Origin of the sequence: Chitinophaga eiseniae (assembly GCF_900167135.1) — a bacterium.
Lineage (GTDB): Bacteria > Bacteroidota > Bacteroidia > Chitinophagales > Chitinophagaceae > Chitinophaga > Chitinophaga eiseniae.
The window spans coordinates 1,741,925-1,761,783 of the sequence record NZ_FUWZ01000002.1 but is presented as its reverse complement, the minus strand read 5'-3'; the positions used below and the strand labels follow the sequence as shown (position 1 = coordinate 1,761,783).

Genomic DNA, 19,859 nt, shown 5'->3' with positions numbered 1-19,859 from the left:
TTTGATCTCCGCTCCTTTGCTTTCTCTGCTCGCTTATATTGTATTCTTTGCGCTCTTTGCTCCTTTGCGCTCTTTGCGTGACGCCTTTGCGCGACTATTTTTCCACAATCACCTTTATCCCCTGGCTGTTATGCGTAGGAATCAGATCGCCGGCAAACACACAGAATTTCAGCAGGTATTCTCCGGGCTTATCCGGCATCACCACGGGCATCGTCACCACCCTGCGCAACATGGCACGCTCCAGCGTCAGCTCCGATTTGACCGGCGGCAGGGCATCGTCTTTGGTGGAGAAGCCATAACCCAGCATCGGCGGGTGTTCCCGGTCTATCGGCAATGGTCTTTTGTAACCGTTGTTCGGCTGCAGCAACACATTCACCTGTTCACGCGGACGGGCTTTAATATGTTGCAGTCCTGCTTTCATCTGCACCAGCGAATAGGAATAGTAAGCCGGTTGTATGTTAAGGTCCCAGGTGCCCCGGACGGTTTTGATACTATCCGTTACCGGCATATCGGCGCCTGGCTCAAATACGACCATGGCCGGTTTTCCCCATAACTGCGTTTCCGTGTCCCAGAAATTATACTGGCTGCGCCGGGAATAGCGGCTGTTAAGGCTGTAAGACAGGCTGCCGGTATAGAACATATATTTGGAAGGCAGCTGGTAGCTGTTCATAAACACCACCGGGCGGCCTTCGGCGCGGGCAGCCAGCGCGGATGTCCATTCTTTGTTGTGATGTATTTCCGGCCGTATTTCCACTTCCGGCATAAAGTCCCATATCATATATACCCTTGTCACCAACACCAGCAACAACGATACCGGCAACGTATATAACAGCGGCTTGCGGGACCAGCCTCTGCGCACAATCGCCTGGTGGGCCAGTATTACCACCGGCGTAAACACCATCACCGTCCAGTTGGCCTCCACCCTTCCTTTGAAAGTGCTGATGGCAAAAAACACCAGCACTCCTATCAGGCTGAATTTCAGCGCCCGCTCAAAGGTATTCTGGATCGGGCAGCGGAAAGCGTAATACAGCAACAGCCAGCCCATCAGCGGACCAAAGAGCAACAGCTGCCCCGCCAGGTAATCCAGCGTATAGGTGATATCGTAAGACGATGCGTTACGCTCTACCAGATGGTATTGCAGGGAAGGAAAACCATGCGTGTACTGCCAGTAGATATGCGGGAAAAAGAGGATGGTGGTGATGATACAGGCAGCCCAGAACTTACCCACCCGCAACAGGTTCATGTTGGACAACACCGTAAAAAACACCAGTAAAATACCGTGGTACTTGCTATAGAACATCAAGGCCATGGCAACGCCCAGCAGCAGCGTATTTCGCCAGTTCTGGCTGGCCAGGAAATAACGGTAAGCCCAGAAATACACGGCGGCGAAGAATATCAGCGGCAGGTCCGGAACAGCCAGCATACCGCCTATCTGCATGGCGCCCATGGAGCCCATGATCAGATAAAACAGGATATTGTCTTTGGAAGCGATCAAACGGGCAGTCAGCCACAGGGTGGCGGTGTTGAACAACACAATAAACAACCGTACGCCCAGTTCGTTGTGAAAAATGCCGTAGCCCATTTTTATCAGCAGGGCGATCATTGGGGGATGATCAAAATACCCCCAGTCCATATGCCTGGAATACACCCAGTAGTAGGCTTCATCGTCCCACAGTTCAGAAAAACAGGCCTGCAGAAGGCCCAGGACCACCCAGGTCAGCAGGAACAGGTTCTTGTACTGGCGTCTCGTAAAAAAACGGATTATGGCATCCATGCGCTAAAGAAATGATGATTTATCCTGCGAAGATAGTAGTATTAACAGTAAACTGCCATATCCCAGTGGTCCCTCAGCACGATAAATGCCGCTTCATAGCCGGTTTCAATGCGTCCAAGCCGCGAATCAAGGCGCAAGGCCCGCGCCGGATGAAGCGATGCCATCTGCAATGCCGTGTGTAAGGGTATACCGACTTTCTCCACGCAGTTGTGCACCGCCTGCAGGTCTATCGCATTGGGATGGCCTTTATATTCGGAAGCAGGTACAATACCTGTGATGATGTGATGGTCCGTTACTACTGCATGGTCATTGAGAATGCGGTCGCCGGTGAATATCAGGGCGTTTGTATAAATAACGGACATGGCAAAATGTGTTAGGGTTGTTCGTACAACTCTAAAGGTAGGCCATCAGGGTCAGTAAAAAAAGTGAAACGCTTGCCGGTGTAGGGATCTATACGAATTGTTTCGGTGGGTACGCCTTTTTGGTGCAGCTCCTGTACCGCGGCAGCAACGTCCTTCACAGCAAAAGCGAGGTGCCGGAGGCCGCAGGCTTCCGGGCGGCTGGCCCTTGGCGGCGGATCAGGGAAGGAAAACAGCTCTATCACATACTGGTCGCCCAGCGCCAGGTCCAGCTTCCAGGAGTCGCGCTCTTCGCGGTAAACTTCCCGGATGACCTGCAGGCCCAGCACATCGGTATAAAAAGCCTTACTACGTTGATAGTCAGCGCAAATAACAGCGATATGGTGCACGGCCTGCAGGAGCATCTATGATAAAGATTAAACGAGTTCGTTACTGAGAATAGTGAAGTTGTCGGCGTCTTTCAGGAAAGGGATATTTTTTCTCACTTCATCCACCCGGTCACGCTGAAGGGTATACGTAAAGATATCTTCATCATGTGACTTGCGGTAGATGATTTCGCCCATAGGGTCTATGAGGCTGGTTTCCCCGCTGTGGTAGATGTTATTGCCATCGTTGCCCACCCTGTTGACGCCGATGGCGTAACACTGGTTTTCAATGGCGCGGGCCTGCAGCAGCGTGGTCCATGCGGTGCTGCGGCGTTCCGGCCAGTTGGCCACATATACCAGCACATCGTAGGCGGGATTACCGTCCGGCTGGATGGTATTGCGGGCCCATACCGGGAAACGCATATCGTAGCAGATATTCAGGTTGATTTTCCAGCCTTTCACCTGTGCGATCAGCCGTTTGTCGCCCGGCTGGTAATGCTCATGTTCGCCGGCATAACCAAACAGGTGGCGTTTATCGTAGGTACCGTAGGTGCCGTTGGGCAACATCCAGATGAGGCGGTTCAGATAATGACCGTTTTCTTCGATGATCAGGCTGCCGGTGAGGATGATATTTTTTTCGGCGGCCTTTTTCTTCATCCACTGCACAGCGCTTCCGTCCATGGTTTCCGCCAGCTTCTCCGGCTGCATGCTGAAGCCGGTGCTGAACATTTCAGGGAGAAACACCACTTCTGTCCGCTCACCTATGCGATCGATTTTCTCGTCAAACATCTGCAGGTTTGCCGCAATATCTTCCCAGTAGAGCTGGGATTGTATCAGTGTAACTTTTAAATCTGCCATTATCGGGTATTGTGACTACAAAAGTACTGCCTGATGGATTAGAAACTTTTCAAATTATTCCCCGTTCAGGCGTCATTATTTGCAATTTCTTCAAGCGCTTCATGGATCAGGGAGCTTTCAAAGCCGCGCTGCATCAGGTGTTGCATGGTTTTATACCGCCGTTTGAGCGCAGTTTCCCTGTTGAGCGACTGCCATTTTTTATCGGCCAGCTTCTGCAGGGTGGCGTAGTAGTCGTCTTCGTCGATCTCCGCCAGCCCTTTACGGATGCAGTAATCAGACACTTGTTTCTGCTTCAGTTCCGCTTTGATCTTATTGCGGCCCCATTGTTTGATCCTGAATTTACCGCCGGCAAAGGCTTTGGCGTACCTTTCCTCATTCAGGAAATTGTCGGCTATCAGTTCCGCAATGGCCGTGTCCACTGCCTCTCCGCGTAATCCCAGTTCCAGGCTTTTATATTTCACTTCCTGATGGCACCGCTCCTGATAAGCGCAATAGCGGCGCAGCATCTCCAGTTCTTTTTCCATACGGCTATCTGACGATCCTCAGCTTGGCGTAGTTAAGCATAATTTTCTTTTCGCCACCGCCTTTAGGGAATACCACAGTAGCGATCCTGTTGTTGGGAGCGCCTTCCATGCCCATAATGGTGCCGAAGCCGAACTTCTGGTGTTCCACCTGCATGCCGGGTTCCATGCCTGCCGGGTCGTCCGGGGTAAATCCGGGGGTAGGCACATGGGTAGTGGCTGCTGACGTGGGACGTGGCGCCGGTTTGGGAGAGGAAGACGGCTGGGAAGTAGTTTGTCCGGGCGCTTTTTTCTGCATCCGGTCAAACATATTGCCCATATTGCTGCCACCGCCCCATCCGGAGGTGCTGCCGCTGCCGAAAGCGTTGCGGACACTTCCTCCGCCGGCATAACTGCGGTCGATGAATTTTTCCGGCATCTCTTCCAGGAAGCGGCTGGGTTCATTCTGTACCAGGTTGCCAAAGCGGTAGCGGCTGTTGGCGTGCGTGAGCCACAGTCTTGCTTTAGCGCGGGTAATAGCCACATAGAACAAGCGCCTCTCCTCCTCCAGTTCTTCCCGGGTATTGATAGACATACCGCTGGGGAACAGGGTTTCTTCGAGGCCCACCGTGAATACCACGGGGAATTCCAACCCTTTGGCGGCGTGAATGGTCATTAGTTTCACCACGTTGCTGTCTTCCTCATTGCCCTGATCGGCATCAGTGAGGAGAGTGATCTGCTGCAGGTAAGAGCCCATGCTCTTATCCAGCAGTTCGCCTTCTTCATCCGGCGTTTCGGTGAACTCCTTAATGGAGTTGAGCAGTTCCTGTACGTTTTCGTAACGGGCCAGGCCTTCCGTGGTTTTATCGTTGAACAGCTCTTTTACGATGTTGGTGGATTTACCTACCACCACGGCCACATCATAAGCGTTGTGGGTGGTCAGCAGGGCCTGAAAGCTTTTGATCATCACGACAAAAGCTTCGATGGCTTCCAGGGTACCGGCTCTGAAACCAAACTCCCTGGCTCTCTCCAGCACTTCCCACATGGTAATATTGTGGTCGTTGGCGAGGACAATGGTTTTTTCCATGGTGGTTTTACCGATGCCGCGTACCGGGTAGTTGATGATTCTTTTCAGGGCTTCTTCGTCGCGGGTGTTCATGGTTACCCGGAGGTAGGCTACAAAATCCTTGATTTCCTTGCGCTGGTAGAACGACAGGCCACCGAAAATGCGGTAGGGTATAGCTTTACGGCGCAGGCTTTCCTCGAAGGAACGGCTCTGGGCGTTGGTACGGTAGAGAATCACGAAATCGCGGTTATCGTAGTGGTTGCGCAGCTTTTGTTCTGCGATGGTGTCCGCTACAAACTTACCTTCTTCGTTATCTGTCATGGTGCGTACCAGTTTGATGGTATCGCCTTCGGTATTGTCTGTCCACAGGTTTTTCTCTATCTGTCCTTTGTTGTGGGCAATGACTTCATTGGCCACGCTCAGGATGGATTTGGTACTGCGGTAGTTCTGTTCCAGTTTTACCACTTTCACATCGTCGTAGTCTTTTTCGAACTGGAGGATGTTTTGAATGGTGGCGCCGCGGAAGGAGTAGATACTCTGGGCATCGTCTCCTACCACGCATATATTTTCGTTGACAGCACCCAGCAGTTTGATGATCTCGTACTGGGCCGGGTTGGTATCCTGGTACTCATCGATCATGATATATTTAAACTTATGCTGGTATTTGTGCAGAACTTCAGGGAAGCTTTTGAGCAGCACGTACATTTTAAAGAGCAGATCGTCAAAGTCCATAGCGCCGTTTTTGAAGCAGCGTTTGGCGTACATATCGTAGATCTTGCCGATCAGCGGCCTGTTGGCCCTCATGTCTTCCTGTTGTACGAGATGGTCGAGCTGGTATTCTTCCGGTCCCATCAGGCTGTTTTTAGCAGCGGAGATCCGGTTGTACACGAAATTCGGTTTATAATGCTTATCGTCGAGGTTAAGCTCGTTCACGATGGTTTTCACGACGCTTTTGGCATCATCTGCGTCATAGATGGTAAAATCGTTGGGGTAGCCCAGCCGGTGTGCTTCTACACGGAGAAGGCGGGCAAATACGGAGTGGAAGGTTCCGATGTAGAGGTTCCGGGCTTCGCTGCCTCCCAGGATTTTTTCCACACGTTCTTTCATTTCACGCGCCGCCTTGTTGGTAAACGTGAGCGACAGAATATTAAACGCGTCTACCCCGTTGCGCATCAGGTGTGCAATACGCGTGGTCAGAACTTTCGTTTTTCCCGAACCCGCGCCTGCAACGATCATCAGGGGGCCATTGATATGTGTAACTGCTTCCCGCTGTCTTTCGTTAAGCTCGTCTAAATAATTTGCCTTCATCACGACTTTTTTGAGGGTGTAAAAGTACGAAATGAAACTGTGATTCTTTTGATTTTGCGGTCGTCTTTAGGTACACACACGACTTTAACCGGCGGGATAGGGCCAGCAGGTTGAAGGGGACGGTGAATAATATTCCAAAAAATAATGTTAGTGTCTGGTTATCCTGGTTTTCAACATTTTCCTTGCGAAGTGGATGCGGCTTTTCACTGTTCCCAATGGTTCATTAAGGATAGCGGCGATCTCATAGTATTTATAGCCTTCGAAATAGAGGAGGAAAGGCTGTTTAAAGATAACCGGCAGATTATATACGGCCATCTGCACGTCTTTCACGCGGAGGTCGGACTCTGCGAAATTGCCGATAGCAGAAGGCTGGTGGCTCAACAGGTAATCGCCGACGGCGTTGTCCAGCAATTTATACTGACGGTTTCCCCGCCGGTAGTTGTTGATAAAAATATTCCGCATGATGGTATACAACCATGCCCGGATATTAGTGCCGGCAAGGTATTTATCACGGTTGGACAAAGCCCTGAACAAGGTTTCCTGGTAGAGATCCTTGGCGGATTCAGAGTCTTTTGTTAGCGTAACGGCATACGGCCGCAGGAAATCAGCATTTCCCAATAATAAATTATTGAATTCGGTGGATGACATAACGGTTAACTTTAAATTTTCAAAATAGGCTACAGCATGCTAACCCCTTTTGAGGGCCAGGGAGTGAGCGTGCGCGTGGGGCAGCAATGGTGGCCACCGGTACTCCGGACCGGCGTACTGCCGGCACCTGCTGTCGTCGGAACCGTGATGGTATCAACACCGGCGGACAGACGCAGCAAACAGGTGCTACTAACCAGGTGTTTTGATCAGCATCGTGTAAGCGTTTTAGTTAGAAAATAAGCTTGCATATGGGGATAATTTAGTTGAACAACAACAAGGGCTTCCGTTTCTGTTTTATTTTCCGTTTCTGTTTTATTTTTTCCGTAACCGGAACGATAGTAGTATCAACATGACTCCCGATATCACCGCATAAAAGCCAAACAACCATGTCAGCGTAATAGCAGCGTTTTCAGGGTTAGATAAAAGCAGAATGCCAAAGAGAATAGACAGCAGTCCGCCAGCGATATACCAACCTTCACCGGTTATCAGTGTTCTTAACCTGATCGCAATAATGATTTCGAAAATACCGGCCAGCATCGCCCAGAACCCTACCAGGAATATCAGCGCGGCGCCGGTCGCAAAAGGATTGTACAATGTCAGGATTCCTAATACAATACCCGCTAAACCAGACATCAAAAAAAGCCCCCAGTTCTCGGCCGTTTTACGGGCAGCAATAGCGCCCACCATCGCAAAAGAGCCGGCAATGAAAAGATAGGCCCCCAGAAAAACAATCAAAGTGGTGAAAGTAGCCCCCGGCCATACAATGGCCAGCACACCCAAAACCAGCGCAAATATCCCCCTGAGCAAAAAAATCCACCAATAGGCACTATAAAAGTTACGCATGCATCTCGTTTTATAATTTCACAATGAGCGCTCCGGCCAAGTGAATAGGGTACACAATCGCGAATAAACAACCAGGTATATCTTGAGTTTTCATGCAGGATTAATTATAAAACGATAATGGTGACCTCCCTATGGAATTCCATGACAACACCGGCGCGGGACTAATGCATACATCCTGCGGGTACAATGGGTCATCAAAGGAAAGATGGCAGGTGCTTTCATGATGGTAAATTTATAATGTTACCAAATAGCGGGGTCTAAGTTTCCGATTCAATAAAAGACAAGCTTATACACCGCCTGATACTATAAATACCGATTTGAACAACAACAGGTTTGTCGAAAAAGTTTAAAGGGTTTTACCTGACTCTCGTTAAAAAAAATCGTCCGTTCACACTCAAATGACATCGCTTACATTCAACTTCAAATTCACATAAAATATATGATATATATATCTATTATTTTAAGCTAGGACTGTATACACAATTTATAAAATTTTGTTAAAAAAAACAAAAAAAACTGTATGGTCATGATGTCTGCTGATTCGCGGAGATAAAACCGAAACCCGAAGCAGAACAGAAATCCGTCACCACAGCGAAGATAAACGCCCCCCTCTGTGATAGACAGGATGACTACCTATACTGATAATACCGTAAAACCGTAAATAAGATCATGAAATATATTGCCGCCGCACTGCTGAATCATTCAACCGGTTATATGACCACTCCGGGGCTTTGAGGTTTAAGATGACGTTCTTTTCTTTCAAAAATAATAGCCCAAAAACGAACCGCCTTTATGAATGACCTGTCAGACAGGTCATTCATAAAGGCGGTAAAATATTGTATTTCTTCTTCTTCCCCTCTTCGCTTTTATCTCTGTGGACCAGGGGAATCAGCAGGCATTATGACCATCAAAGTTTTGTGGCTGTCATCGCAATCTGCCAGGCGGTGTAAAATACCAGCTGGGCTCTCCTGGATAGCAGCTCGTAGTTGATTTTCTCCACTGTATCTGTCGGCTGGTGATAATCCGCATGGGTGCCATTAAAATAGAAAATCACCGGAATACCATGCCTGGCGAAGTTGTAATGGTCAGAACGGGAATAAAACTGGTGCGGATCATTGGGGTCATTGAACTTATAGTCCAGCGTGAAACGGGTGTAGGCGTCGTTGACGCTTTCGCTGAGCGGGCGCAGTTCGCTGCTGATTTTATCGTCGCCGATAATGTAGATGTAATTGGGATCGTGTTCGTGCTCCGGGTCAATACGGCCAATCATATCAATGTTCAGGTCCACTACGGTTTTAGCCAGCGGATACACCGGGTTGGCGGTATAATAGGCAGATCCCAGCAAACCTTTCTCTTCGCCGGAAACCGTCATGAACACGATACTTCTGCGCGGCCTGCGGCCTTCGCGGGCGGCCTTTCCAAAAGCTTTCGCCATTTCTATTACGGCGGCGGTGCCGGAGCCGTCGTCATCTGCGCCATAATTGATTTTACCGTCTACAATGCCCAGGTGATCGTAGTGCGCGGTAATGAACACCACTTCGTCTTTTTTGTCTGTTCCTTCGAGATACCCCAATACATTGGATGGCCAGAGGGTAAGGTCTTTTTTGGCAAAACGGATCTGCACCGGTTGCAACGATGTTACGGGTAACAAGCCCTGTTCTGCCTGCAGGCTGTCCCGCCCCATCATAGCGCCCGCCATGGCCGGCGTAATATAATAAACGCCCGGCCTGCTGCTGGTGTCTCGAAATTTATAGATATCGGTCCTACGGAGATAGTCCTGGTTCAGCAGCCGGAACCGGTTGGCGCTTCTGCTGATCACCAATACCGCAGCAGCACCCCTGAAAGCCGCGACGGCAGCCTTCTCTGAGGGACTGGCTTTTTCGCGCGCCACGCCGGCAGGCACGCCCTCCCTTACCATTACAATCTTACCTTTCACGTCGAGCCCTTTGTAGTCGTTGCGCTCAGGGGTAACAACACCGTAACCGGCAAATACCACCCCGGCTTCCACTGTACTGTTGAGTGTTTCCTGTACGTTGGAGTAGAAGTCCGTCCCGAACTGGAAAGTACGGTCTCCCACGGTGATGGTGCCGGTTTCCAGGCTGTCGCGGTACAAGGGATAATGTTGTTCCCATTGTCCGTTGGCGCCGGGTTGCAGCCCGGCTTCCTTAAACTGTGACACGATGTAGGCGGCAGCCCTCTCCTGTCCGCGCGTGCCGGTTTCCCTGCCTTCCATCTCTTCCCCGGCGATAACCGCCAGTTGCGCCTTTGTGGAAGCAGGGGTGATGGTAGCGCCATAGCGCAACGCAGTGGCTTTGTCGAAAACGAGCGGGGATTTCCCTTGTGCAAATACGGTAGACAGTGAAAAGAGACACACTGCCGTCACTAACAATCTCATGAACTGTTTTTTGGTGAAGCCGGATACCGGCCTATAAAAAAAGAGCCGGACTTTCATCCGGCTCTTTAAGTTACAAATAATATGAAAAGGTACAGACCATCCTTTGTGGGGAGTGGTCGAAAACCATTACAGACAGGCCATTTTGCTGACGCGGTTCTGGTGGCGACCGCCTTCAAACGGCGTATCGATGAACACGTCCACCATTTGATTAGCCACAGCGACGTCCACAAAACGGGCAGGAATGCACAATACATTCGCGTTGTTATGGGAGCGCGCCAGCCTGGCCAACTCTTCGCCCCAGCAGATGGCAGCGCGGATGCCCTGGTGTTTATTGGCCGTGATAGCCACTCCGTTGGCGCTGCCGCAGATCAGGATACCAAAGGCAGCCTGCCCTCTTTCCACTGCTGTAGATACCGGATGTGCGTAGTCCGGATAGTCTACCGAGTCTTTGGAATGTGTACCAAAATCTTTTACGGACAGCCCTTTCGCTTCCAGGTAGGAAATCACTTCCTCCTTGTATTCAAATCCTGCATGGTCTGAGCCGATGGCTACAGGCAAAGCAGTGTCAAAAGTGTTATGTTGTTGCATAGCGTGAGTGTTTACGGTTAATGAGCATCCACTTTTAGGACCATTCCTGCACGTCCTGTTTCCGTTCTACCGATTCTCTGTCACGGAGCGCTTTCTTGGACACGAAGATACTGATTTCGTAAAGACAGTATAAAGGTGCGAATACAATCAGCTGGTCAATCAGGTCGGGCGGGGTAATAATGGCCGCCAGGATCAGAATAACCACGATAGCGTGCCTTCTGTAGGCCCGCAGGAAGTCCGGCGTCAAAATGCCCAGTTTGGTCAGGAAAAACACGAGAATGGGCAATTCAAACAGCAGTCCCATACCGAGCACGATCTGGGTCATCAGATCGAAGTAATCGTCCATAAAGAACTGGTTCAGCGCTTTATCCGTCACGGTGTAAGACGCCAGGAAGTTGATGGTGAAAGGCGCCATCAGGAAGTACGCAAAAGCGATACCCAGAAAAAACTGGAAAGACACCCAGAAAATAGCGCCCCTGGCGCCTTTCAGCTCTTTCTCTTTCAGCGCAGGTTTCACGAAACGCCAGAACTCCCAGAAAATATAGGGGAAGGCGCATATAAACCCGATCATAAAGGCCAGCTTGAACTGCAGCATGATCTGGCCCACCATTTTATAGTTCAGGAAAGTCACCTTCACCGGTGTAATACAAAGTTTGTCGCCCATGCCGATCCAGTGGCTCAACTTACACAAGGCAATGTAGGAGGGGAAATCGGCATTGGTAGGTCCGAATATCACATTGTCCAGAATTTCCTGGGTATACACAAACCCAAATACACTGAACGCCACAAGCGCAAATGCTGATCTTACGAGGTGCCAGCGGAGATCTTCGAGGTGATCAAAAAACGACATCTCTGCCTTGTCCTCGTTATTGGAAAAAAGTTTCTTTAACATGATACGATCGATCGAAGTTGAATGTTTCTTCTACAGGAGCACAAATATAGCGGATGGAGACTACAATTTACAGCGCAGCGGCGATAAAGTAGCAGGTTTTAATAGTCTTTTAAGAGCGGGAGTGCTGCAACAGCATGATGTTGCGTGAGATAGCAGGCAATGAGCAGGGACAAAAAAAAGAGCCAGCCCGAGAAGAATCAAGAGCCGGCCTTTCATCCATTGTTTGTTAACCCCAAAAAAGTTGAATTCGAGAATGTCTTTTGCTTCCAGTTCAGCTACTTACCTAATTGATGGCAAGCGTTCAGAATAAGTAAGAATCACTGGTTGCTTTTATTTTGTAATACAAAAATAACAAGAATTATTTTATTATCAATGTTGGAACACTTTTTTTACAACCTTTTAACAAAAATCAAATCATTGTGTTACATCATCTACAGCAAATGTATACAATCCGTGTTAAATTCCTACTACTTTTTTTGAAAACGTTTTAGCAAAATTGTTATTGTACCGTTAATACAGATATTATAAAAAAATTTATATCATATAAACATCGTATAACACCGGTCAAAAAACAACTTTTCAGCCGAGAATTTTCATCTTCACCATTTCAATACGTGTATCCGTAACATTCAGTATATCAAACTCATAGTCACCGATAATGATCCGTTCCTTGATCTTGGGAATGGTTTCATGATGGTTGATGATATAACCGGACAATGTTTCGCTTTCATCTTCCGGAAAATCGAGGCTGTATTTTTCGTTTAAGTAATCTAGCTCCAGGCGGCCTGAAAAAATGTATTCTTTTTCGGCGATCTGTTTTTCCACGAACTCTTCTTCATCGTGTTCGTCTTTGATTTCTCCGAAAATTTCTTCCAGTACGTCTTCTATAGTTACAATACCTGCGGTGCCGCCAAACTCATCCACCACCCACGCGATGCTTTTACGTTCTTTGTTGAACTTGCTCAGCAGATCGATGGCGCTCATGGTTTCCGGTACAGCCAGTATCGGATGGATGATGCTTTCGATGTTCTGCGGATTCTTGAACATGTCAAGCTGATGAATATATCCGAGAATATTATCGATGGTGGCATCATAGATAATGATCTTGGAGAGTTTGGTTTCCATGAATTTTTTCCGGGCGTCGATGATCGGATTTTTGATATCGAGCGCTTCGATTTCCTTGCGCGGAATGAGGCAGCCGCGGATTTTCACGTGTGCCAGGGAGAGGGCGTTTTCAAACAGCTCTGTATTAAGCTCCTGGTTTTCGCCCACATGCTGTTGCGATTGCCGGATGAAATGCTCTACATCCACGCGGCTAAAGGACTCCCGTGTTTCGAGGATACGGACGTTGAACAGATATTTCAGCATCCATTCAGAGATGGACACCAGCAGGTTACCGATGATATATAGTGGTTTGGCCACGATAGAAATCGGCAATGCAAAAAAGCTCAGCAATGCTTCGGGGCGTGAGCGGAAGATAGCCCTTGGAATAAAAAATCCGAGAAACAGCATGGCGAGGGATGCCAGCAATATTTCCAGGAAGATCACCAGCGGCATGGGCACATTGTCCGGCGTAGCGGTACTGGCTTCCCACACAGGCTGAAAGAAGCCTGCCAGCAGGATGCTGTAGATCACTACGGTAATGGTCAGCCCTACCAGGCTGGTCGCCAGAAAACGGCTGGGGTGCTCGGTAAAACCGGCCAGTATTTTGCCGGTAGCCCTTCCCTGCTTTCTTTTGAGCTCAATGCTGAGTTTATTCACATTGGCAAAGGCAGCTTCAATGCCCGCAAAGAAGCCTGCCAGCAGTAAGAGGGAAACTAGAATTATAATTGTGTATCCGTCCATCCTAACAAAAATAATGAATTAGGTACACCAACGATCACCCTGCTATTTTATATTTAAAAAATCCTGCACCAGCGTTTTTACTTCTTCGTAGGCGCGTTCCAGTTCATCGTTGACAACAATCTTGTCAAACTCATGGGCAAACGACAGTTCATACTGTGCTTTGGCCAGCCGCTCGTCGATAGACGCCTGTGTTTCGGTGCCTCTGTCGCTGAGACGTGCGCGCAGCGCATCGATGGAGGGGGGTTGAATAAAAATCGTCAGGGCTTTATCGTGGTAGTGTTCTTTAATAGAGAGGGCGCCTTTCACATCAATATCCACCATCGGGATCCGGGTATCGGCCCAGATACGTTCCAGCTCGCTTTTCAGGGTGCCATAATATTTACCGGCATATACCATTTCATATTCCGCGAAGGCATTTTCATCGATTTTAGCGTGAAATTCTTCTGTGGTCATGAAATAATAATCCTTTCCGTTTACCTCACCGGCGCGGGCCGTGCGGGTGGCGGCGGAAATGGAGAAGGCCAGCACAGGCATGTTGGCCAGTAGTTTCTTTACGATGGTGGTCTTACCCGCTCCGGAGGGAGCGGTGATAATGATGATCTTTTTTTCCATTATGCTAATCAAAAATCGAAATGTGGCGGTAGCTTTCAAATGCAAAACCCAAAATCCGGCAAAAGGTTGCCCGGAATTTGGGTTTTGAGGTAATATTAACCGTTTGTTCTTATACGCGTTTGATATCGGCCCCCAGGTTTCTCAACCGTTCGTCGATGTACTGGTAACCGCGGTCAATCTGGTCGATGTTCTGGATGGTGCTCTTACCTTCTGCGCTGAGGGCAGCGATCAGGAGGGACACGCCGGCACGGATATCCGGGGAAGACATGGTAATGCCACGCAGCGGGTGCTGGCGGCCCAGGCCTATCACGACGGCGCGGTGCGGATCACACAGTACGATCTGTGCGCCCATGTCAATGAGCTTATCTACGAAGAACAGGCGGCTCTCGAACATTTTCTGATGGATCATCACGCTGCCTTTGGCTTGTGTGGCCACTACCAGCACGATGCTGAGTAGGTCGGGCGTAAAGCCGGGCCATGGATGGTCTGCAATAGTCAGTATAGAACCGTCCAGGAACGTCTGTATTTCATAAGATTCCTGGGAAGGAATATAGATGTCGTTGCCTCTGATTTCCAGTTGGATGCCGAGGGAGCGGAATTTCTCCGGGATAATGCCCAGGCTGTCCACGCCGGCGTTTTTGATGGTCAGCTCACTCTGCGTCATAGCGGCGAGGCCGATGAATGATCCTATTTCGATCATATCCGGCAGCATGGTATGCTGACAGCCGCCCAGGCTGGTCACCCCTTCAATGGTGAGCAGGTTGGAACCTACACCGCTGATACGGGCGCCCATGCTGTTGAGCATTTTACATAACTGCTGCAGGTAAGGTTCGCAGGCAGCGTTGTAGATGGTGGTAGTGCCCTGCGCCAGTACGGCAGCCATCACAATGTTGGCGGTACCGGTCACACTGGGCTCATCCAGCAGCATATAAGTGCCTTTCAGGCCACCGGGGGCTTCGAGGCGGAAATAGTTATCGTCGGATTCGTAGTTGAAGCGCGCACCCAGTTTTTCAAAACCAATGATGTGCGTATCCAGCCGGCGGCGGCCGATTTTGTCGCCTCCGGGTTTGGGGATCAGCGCTTTGCCGAACCTTGCCAGCAGCGGACCGGCGATCATTACAGAGCCACGCAGCCTGCCGGACTTCTTTTTAAAATCGGCACCCTGCAAATAGGCCAGGTCGATATCATCCGCCTGAAACTCGCACTTGTCGCGGCTGATACGGTTTACTTTTACGCCGGCATCGCCCAGCAACTCTATCAACAGGTTGACATCTACTATATCGGGAATATTGTGAATGGTGACTTTCTCTGAAGTCAGCATCACGGCACTGATGATCTGTAAAGCTTCGTTTTTGGCTCCCTGCGGTATAATTTCACCTTTGAGACGGTTGCCACCTCTTACTTCAAAAGCACTGCTCACTTGTTCCTGTTTTTGTTGTATTTGTTATTGTGCTTGTTATTATTTTTTCCTCCGCCGCTGTTGCTTTTGAACTGTTTGTTCTGCTGGAAGTTCTTGCGTTTGTTGGTACGGAAGTGATCACCACCGCCACCGCCGCTGGTATTACCGCCGAGGTTAAACGTAGCTGTCTGTACAGGTGCAGACGCGCTGCCGCCGGTCTGGAACTCCAGTCCGCCATTGGTGATAGCCGCCAGTTCCGCCTTGATGGCGTCGTCGTGCACGCTTTCCTTATGCCAGTTGGAGTAGGCCAGTTTCATGTAGTTGCCGATGCACTGGGTAAACCCTTCTTTTTTCTCGGTGTTATCTTCATGCAGGGCCTTATCGATCACCATCTCCAGGTTTTTACCGAAGTGACGGTTACGCGGATATTTTTTGGGATAGGGCAAACGGTCCGGTTTAGCCCGCAAAGCTTCCTGGGTAGGCACCGGGTACGGTGATTCCACTTTCAGGGTGAAGCCGGATATGTTGAACAGATGGTCCCATAGTTTATGCCTGAAGTCTTCCACATTTCTCAGATGCGGATTCAGCGTACCCATTAATTCAATCACCGCCATCGCATTGCGCTGGCGCTCCTCATCGTCCTCTATGGTTCCAAGGAACTCCACCATTTTTTGGATATTCCGGCCATATTCCTTCATTATCAGGTAATTACGCGTGGTATTATATTCCATTATATGTATTTAAAAGTATTATTGATGCAGGAACATCTTAAAGTGAAGATAGTAAAGTGACAACATCCCTGCAAAAATAACAAAAAAATACGAGGAACATTTAACACTACCGCATTGTTAAAGAGCCAAAACGAATGTTATGGAACTTCTGAAAGACAAAGTGGCATTGGTGACAGGGGCTGGCTCGGGCATCGGCCGCAGCGTAGCGGAACTTTATGCGCGCAACGGCGCCAGCGTGGTGGTCAGCGACATAGACGACAAAGGCGGGTTTGCGGTGGTGGAAGACATACAGCGGGCAGGCGGCAAAGCTTTTTTCGTGAAAGCGGACGTGAGCAAAGCGGAAGACAATGAGCAGCTGGTGGCGGCCACCCTCAAAGAATATGGTAAACTGGACATCGCCTGCAACAATGCGGGCATCGGCGGCGAGTCGGCTCCCACCGGGAATTACAAACTTGCCGAATGGGAAAAAGTAATCGGGATTAACCTCAACGGCGTATTCTACGGCATGCGCTACCAGTTGCCCGTCATGGAAAAAGCTGGCAGCGGCGCCATCGTCAATATGGCCTCCATCCTCGGGACTGCAGGGTTTGCAGGCTCCTGTGCCTATGTTGCCGCCAAACACGCGGTGGTAGGCCTCACCAAAACAGCCGCCCTGGAATATTCCGCCAAAGGCATCCGTGTGAATGCTGTAGGCCCCGGATTCATTGAAACACCTTTATTAACCAAACATCTGAGCCAGCAGGAGATGCAGGGCCTTGTAGGTTTGCATCCCATAGGCCGGTTAGGCAAGCCGGAGGAAGTGGCGGAACTTGTATTATGGCTAAGCGCCCCCCTCTCTTCCTTCGTAACCGGTGGTTATTACCCGGTAGACGGGGCATATCTGGCTCGATGATTGGATTTTTGGATTTTTGGATTTTGATATTTTGATATTTAGTGATTTGACCGGCATTTGTTTAAATGTTTTGTTTTAAAGCGTTTGTTTTTAAAGGGATTTTCCTTTAAATAGCAATCTGTTAAGACGAAAGGTCCGGTAAATCTCTAAATATTAAAATATCAAAATGCATAAATTCCCTCTACTGCTACTGCACGGCGCCCTCGGCGCAGCCAAACAGTTCGAACAGCTGGCAGCACAACTGGAACCCTACTACGATATTCATACGATCAACTTTAGTGGTCACGGCAGCGTGCCGTTTTCCCAGAATGGTTTTAATGTGCAGGTATTTGCTGCGGAAGTGCTGGAGTACCTTGACCAGCATCAGCTTGACTTTGTGCATGTCTTCGGATACAGCATGGGAGGTTATGTGGCCATGTACCTGGCCCGGCACTACCCGGAGAAAATCGGGAGGGTGATGACGCTGGCCACCAAGTACAACTGGAACGAAGCGACGGCAGGCAAAGAGGTAAAACAGCTGAATCCGGCCCTGATAGCAGAAAAGGTACCCGGCTTTGCCCAATTATTGGCCGAAAGGCACAGCCCGAACGACTGGAAGGAGTTGGTGACACGGACAGCGCAGCTGATCGAGGACTTGGGGCACCAGTCGCTGCTGAAGGCACAGGATTACGCGCAGATCGCTTCTCCCTGTATGTTGCTGATGGGCGACCGGGATAACATGGTGTCTTTCTCGGAAACGGTGGAGGTGTACCGGTCTTTGCCGGAGGCGCAGATGACCATTCTGCCGGATACGGCACATCCGCTGGAAAAGGCAGATGTACCGTTGTTGGCATATTTTATCAAAAGATTTACTACGCAGAAAATAGACTGAGGGGGGCTATTCGCCCATCGCCAGTTTGCCCCAGTTATTGAGTTCTTCTTCCGTCCACAGTTCCGGGAAAAATACAATGCGCTTGTTTTTCGGGGGCAGGAACTGTTGCCAGTTGGTCCCGCCCGTGGCAGCAATGTCTTCCGGCTTTTTATGCAGGTATCGGACTGCTGACTTATAGTGCATCAGGGGCCATCTCACGTTGATGTTCAGGTCATATTCCTTCAGCAGGGGTATTACGATCGCCTTATCGGCGTCCGACAGTTGCCGATAGGCCGCCTGCAGGTTACAGCCTTCGTACCGGGTAGCCAGTTGCAGGAAGGGGCCCATATATTTCTTTTCAAACTGCTGCAGGGTAAGGGTTTTCTTGCCGGTAGCCAGTTCGGTAGCGCCGCTTCTCCAGTAAATGCTGTCCAGCACCGTTTTCAGGTCGCTGTTTTCCATAGCCGGGCGCTGCGGTTCATACACCAGGTTGACCAGCCGGGTGGAGCAGATCTCGATCATCCTGAACTGTCCGCTCTGGAAGCCGCTGGCCGGCAGCAGTGCCATTCTGAACTGCAGGAACTGGTCTTTGTCCATTCCGTCCACCATGATCTCAAATGAATGGATCAGGTTACGGAAATAGTTATTGATCCGTTTCAGCTGTGTGGTAAATACAGCAGCGGTCCGTTCCGGCGCGAAGCCGATCTGTTCGATGGCCTGCAGCGTCAGTTTAAAATACAATTCCGTTATCTGGTGATAAATGATGAAGATGTTTTCATCCGGAATCGGCGTGCGCGGGTGTTGCAGGTTCAGCAACACATCCAGTTGGATATAATCCCAGTATGTCAGATAGTCCGCGTATAGCAGCCCGTCGAGATAGGAAGACAGGTTCTGCCCCATAGCGGCGTATTTTTCTTCCAGCCGTTTTATTTTATCGGCAATTTCTGTTGTAACCATTGGCGGAAATTAATCATTCCGGATGAAAAAGCAACTGTAGCGATTTCCTGGTCCGGCCTGCTTTAATTATTCCACCACATTGATAGTGCGGTAAAAACTTTCTTCGAGAGAGATGAGGGTTTCCGTTCTTTCAATACCTTTTATTTTCTGTAATTCATCGTGAAGGATACGGCGCAACTGGGTAATGTCTTTACAGATGATTTCGGCGAACATGCTGTAACTGCCGGTGGTGTAATTGAGGCGTACCATTTCCGGGATTTTACGCAGTTCTTTAGCTACCGTATCATACATGGAACTTTTTTCGAGGTAAATACCGATAAAGGCAATTACATCATAGCCGATCATTTTCAAATCTACATGTAATTTTGTACCTTTAACTATACCCAGTTCTTGCAATTTCTTCATTCTCACATGAATAGTGCCGCCGGAAACGAACAGTTTCTTCCCCAGATCGGCGTAGGAGATCTCAGCATTATTCATCATCTCGCTGATAATCTGCAAATCGAGTTTGTCAATATTCAAATTGTGGCTCATTTTTACAATTTGTTTTTGAATGTTTTAAAGTTATATGCAAATATTTAAAAAATATCGAAAATTCAAAAATTTTTCTTAAAAAATTTGCAAAGAATCACCCGCGTCTTTAGATTTGCATTATAATCATTACAAAAAAGCCACCGGAAAGAACGTGACAGTAATGATAATAAAAATTGTGGGATGATGAAACTGGCAGACATGCCCCCTTGTCTCGGGGGTGGGGAATTCGGGATAAACGTAGCATAACTGGGTTGACCACTAATCTTAATTGTGCTATGGCTAACTGCCCCGTGGAGGTTCGACTCCTCCTCCTACAGCCAAATTGGTTTAAAGAGCTCGTGAGCCTATGGCCCATGGGCTTTTTTTATTGGGGATTTTTTGATTTACGGATTTTTTGATTTCGGGTAAATAGATCGGTGCGGCCCTCTGCTTATTATCCCCGA

20 protein-coding genes are annotated in these 19,859 nt (G+C 49.1%); 3 read left to right on the top strand and 17 right to left on the bottom strand.

Annotated features, from left to right (window positions below):
• Window positions 1–94: 94 nt before the first annotated feature.
• From B5D63_RS16925 to B5D63_RS16895, 7 genes are all read right to left on the bottom strand, one after another.
• A complete protein-coding gene (locus tag B5D63_RS16925) occupies window positions 95–1,774 on the bottom strand; it encodes an ArnT family glycosyltransferase (RefSeq protein WP_078669951.1) in 1,680 nt (559 codons plus the stop codon).
• 41 nt (window positions 1,775–1,815) lie between these two features.
• Window positions 1,816–2,136 carry an amidohydrolase family protein gene (locus B5D63_RS16920; RefSeq protein WP_078669950.1) on the bottom strand — a complete coding sequence of 107 codons (321 nt, stop codon included), beginning with the start codon at window positions 2,134–2,136 and terminating at the stop codon, window positions 1,816–1,818.
• An 11-nt stretch (window positions 2,137–2,147) separates the two neighbouring features.
• Window positions 2,148–2,537: a VOC family protein gene (locus B5D63_RS16915; protein ID WP_078669949.1), complete on the bottom strand. Its 390-nt coding sequence runs from the start codon at window positions 2,535–2,537 to the stop codon at window positions 2,148–2,150.
• Between the two features lie 12 nt (window positions 2,538–2,549).
• A complete protein-coding gene (locus B5D63_RS16910; RefSeq protein ID WP_078669948.1) occupies window positions 2,550–3,356 on the bottom strand; it encodes an amidohydrolase in 807 nt (268 codons plus the stop codon).
• 65 nt (window positions 3,357–3,421) lie between these two features.
• Window positions 3,422–3,880 (bottom strand): regulatory protein RecX, encoded by a 459-nt coding sequence (locus B5D63_RS16905; RefSeq protein WP_078669947.1) that lies wholly within the window; start codon window positions 3,878–3,880, stop codon window positions 3,422–3,424.
• Window positions 3,881–3,884: 4 nt separating this feature from the next.
• On the bottom strand, window positions 3,885–6,230 hold the full coding sequence (locus tag B5D63_RS16900) for an ATP-dependent helicase (protein ID WP_078669946.1): 2,346 nt from the start codon (window positions 6,228–6,230) through the stop codon (window positions 3,885–3,887).
• Between the two features lie 147 nt (window positions 6,231–6,377).
• A complete protein-coding gene (locus B5D63_RS16895; protein WP_078669945.1) occupies window positions 6,378–6,878 on the bottom strand; it encodes an RNA polymerase sigma factor in 501 nt (166 codons plus the stop codon).
• A 36-nt stretch (window positions 6,879–6,914) separates the two neighbouring features.
• Here B5D63_RS16895 and B5D63_RS34670 point away from each other — a divergent pair, with 36 nt between their 5' ends.
• On the top strand, window positions 6,915–7,118 hold the full coding sequence (locus tag B5D63_RS34670; protein WP_143312948.1) for a hypothetical protein: 204 nt from the start codon (window positions 6,915–6,917) through the stop codon (window positions 7,116–7,118).
• Between the two features lie 72 nt (window positions 7,119–7,190).
• Here the strand turns inward: B5D63_RS34670 and B5D63_RS16890 are convergent, their stop codons facing one another.
• From B5D63_RS16890 to B5D63_RS16855, 8 genes are all read right to left on the bottom strand, one after another.
• Window positions 7,191–7,721, bottom strand: a complete 531-nt coding sequence (locus B5D63_RS16890) for an HdeD family acid-resistance protein (protein ID WP_078669944.1) — start codon at window positions 7,719–7,721, stop codon at window positions 7,191–7,193.
• A gap of 907 nt (window positions 7,722–8,628) precedes the next feature.
• Window positions 8,629–10,116 (bottom strand): M28 family peptidase, encoded by a 1,488-nt coding sequence (locus tag B5D63_RS16885; RefSeq protein ID WP_159456054.1) that lies wholly within the window; start codon window positions 10,114–10,116, stop codon window positions 8,629–8,631.
• A gap of 126 nt (window positions 10,117–10,242) precedes the next feature.
• Window positions 10,243–10,704 carry a ribose 5-phosphate isomerase B gene (rpiB, locus tag B5D63_RS16880; RefSeq protein WP_078669942.1) on the bottom strand — a complete coding sequence of 154 codons (462 nt, stop codon included), beginning with the start codon at window positions 10,702–10,704 and terminating at the stop codon, window positions 10,243–10,245.
• Window positions 10,705–10,738: 34 nt separating this feature from the next.
• Window positions 10,739–11,596, bottom strand: coding sequence for a twin-arginine translocase subunit TatC (tatC, locus tag B5D63_RS16875; RefSeq protein ID WP_078669941.1), 858 nt, complete (start codon window positions 11,594–11,596; stop codon window positions 10,739–10,741).
• Between the two features lie 579 nt (window positions 11,597–12,175).
• Window positions 12,176–13,441: a hemolysin family protein gene (locus tag B5D63_RS16870; protein WP_078669940.1), complete on the bottom strand. Its 1,266-nt coding sequence runs from the start codon at window positions 13,439–13,441 to the stop codon at window positions 12,176–12,178.
• Window positions 13,442–13,483: 42 nt separating this feature from the next.
• A complete protein-coding gene (gmk, locus tag B5D63_RS16865) occupies window positions 13,484–14,053 on the bottom strand; it encodes a guanylate kinase (protein WP_078669939.1) in 570 nt (189 codons plus the stop codon).
• Between the two features lie 109 nt (window positions 14,054–14,162).
• Entirely contained in the window at window positions 14,163–15,473 is a 1,311-nt protein-coding gene (murA, locus tag B5D63_RS16860; protein WP_078669938.1) for a UDP-N-acetylglucosamine 1-carboxyvinyltransferase, read from the bottom strand.
• A complete protein-coding gene (locus B5D63_RS16855; protein ID WP_078669937.1) occupies window positions 15,470–16,183 on the bottom strand; it encodes a DUF4290 domain-containing protein in 714 nt (237 codons plus the stop codon). The genes murA and B5D63_RS16855 overlap by 4 nt, the downstream gene beginning before the upstream one ends.
• Before the next feature lie 139 nt (window positions 16,184–16,322).
• Between B5D63_RS16855 and B5D63_RS16850 the strand changes: the two genes are divergently transcribed.
• Window positions 16,323–17,075 (top strand): SDR family NAD(P)-dependent oxidoreductase, encoded by a 753-nt coding sequence (locus B5D63_RS16850; protein ID WP_078669936.1) that lies wholly within the window; start codon window positions 16,323–16,325, stop codon window positions 17,073–17,075.
• A 166-nt stretch (window positions 17,076–17,241) separates the two neighbouring features.
• Window positions 17,242–17,946: an alpha/beta fold hydrolase gene (locus B5D63_RS16845; protein WP_078669935.1), complete on the top strand. Its 705-nt coding sequence runs from the start codon at window positions 17,242–17,244 to the stop codon at window positions 17,944–17,946.
• A gap of 6 nt (window positions 17,947–17,952) precedes the next feature.
• On the opposite strand, the gene B5D63_RS16840 is transcribed toward B5D63_RS16845, so the two are convergent.
• Window positions 17,953–18,882: a tryptophan 2,3-dioxygenase family protein gene (locus B5D63_RS16840; RefSeq protein ID WP_078669934.1), complete on the bottom strand. Its 930-nt coding sequence runs from the start codon at window positions 18,880–18,882 to the stop codon at window positions 17,953–17,955.
• Between the two features lie 66 nt (window positions 18,883–18,948).
• Complete coding sequence (locus B5D63_RS16835) at window positions 18,949–19,416, bottom strand: Lrp/AsnC ligand binding domain-containing protein (protein WP_029465139.1); 468 nt, start codon at window positions 19,414–19,416, stop codon at window positions 18,949–18,951.
• Window positions 19,417–19,859: the final 443 nt, after the last annotated feature.

Excerpts from the sequence above, each read along its gene's own strand:
- B5D63_RS16925 (WP_078669951.1), bottom strand. The coding sequence starts at position 1,774 with ATGGATGCCATAATCCGTTTTTTTACGAGACGCCAGTACAAGAACCTG.
- B5D63_RS16920 (WP_078669950.1), bottom strand. The coding sequence starts at position 2,136 with ATGTCCGTTATTTATACAAACGCCCTGATATTCACCGGCGACCGCATT.
- B5D63_RS16915 (WP_078669949.1), bottom strand. The coding sequence starts at position 2,537 with ATGCTCCTGCAGGCCGTGCACCATATCGCTGTTATTTGCGCTGACTAT.
- B5D63_RS16910 (WP_078669948.1), bottom strand. The coding sequence starts at position 3,356 with ATGGCAGATTTAAAAGTTACACTGATACAATCCCAGCTCTACTGGGAA.
- B5D63_RS16905 (WP_078669947.1), bottom strand. The coding sequence starts at position 3,880 with ATGGAAAAAGAACTGGAGATGCTGCGCCGCTATTGCGCTTATCAGGAG.
- B5D63_RS16900 (WP_078669946.1), bottom strand. The coding sequence starts at position 6,230 with ATGAAGGCAAATTATTTAGACGAGCTTAACGAAAGACAGCGGGAAGCA.
- B5D63_RS16895 (WP_078669945.1), bottom strand. The coding sequence starts at position 6,878 with ATGTCATCCACCGAATTCAATAATTTATTATTGGGAAATGCTGATTTC.
- B5D63_RS34670 (WP_143312948.1), top strand. The coding sequence starts at position 6,915 with ATGCTAACCCCTTTTGAGGGCCAGGGAGTGAGCGTGCGCGTGGGGCAG.
- B5D63_RS16890 (WP_078669944.1), bottom strand. The coding sequence starts at position 7,721 with ATGCGTAACTTTTATAGTGCCTATTGGTGGATTTTTTTGCTCAGGGGG.
- B5D63_RS16885 (WP_159456054.1), bottom strand. The coding sequence starts at position 10,116 with ATGAGATTGTTAGTGACGGCAGTGTGTCTCTTTTCACTGTCTACCGTA.
- rpiB (WP_078669942.1), bottom strand. The coding sequence starts at position 10,704 with ATGCAACAACATAACACTTTTGACACTGCTTTGCCTGTAGCCATCGGC.
- tatC (WP_078669941.1), bottom strand. The coding sequence starts at position 11,596 with ATGTTAAAGAAACTTTTTTCCAATAACGAGGACAAGGCAGAGATGTCG.
- B5D63_RS16870 (WP_078669940.1), bottom strand. The coding sequence starts at position 13,441 with ATGGACGGATACACAATTATAATTCTAGTTTCCCTCTTACTGCTGGCA.
- gmk (WP_078669939.1), bottom strand. The coding sequence starts at position 14,053 with ATGGAAAAAAAGATCATCATTATCACCGCTCCCTCCGGAGCGGGTAAG.
- B5D63_RS16855 (WP_078669937.1), bottom strand. The coding sequence starts at position 16,183 with ATGGAATATAATACCACGCGTAATTACCTGATAATGAAGGAATATGGC.
- B5D63_RS16850 (WP_078669936.1), top strand. The coding sequence starts at position 16,323 with ATGGAACTTCTGAAAGACAAAGTGGCATTGGTGACAGGGGCTGGCTCG.
- B5D63_RS16845 (WP_078669935.1), top strand. The coding sequence starts at position 17,242 with ATGCATAAATTCCCTCTACTGCTACTGCACGGCGCCCTCGGCGCAGCC.
- B5D63_RS16840 (WP_078669934.1), bottom strand. The coding sequence starts at position 18,882 with ATGGTTACAACAGAAATTGCCGATAAAATAAAACGGCTGGAAGAAAAA.
- B5D63_RS16835 (WP_029465139.1), bottom strand. The coding sequence starts at position 19,416 with ATGAGCCACAATTTGAATATTGACAAACTCGATTTGCAGATTATCAGC.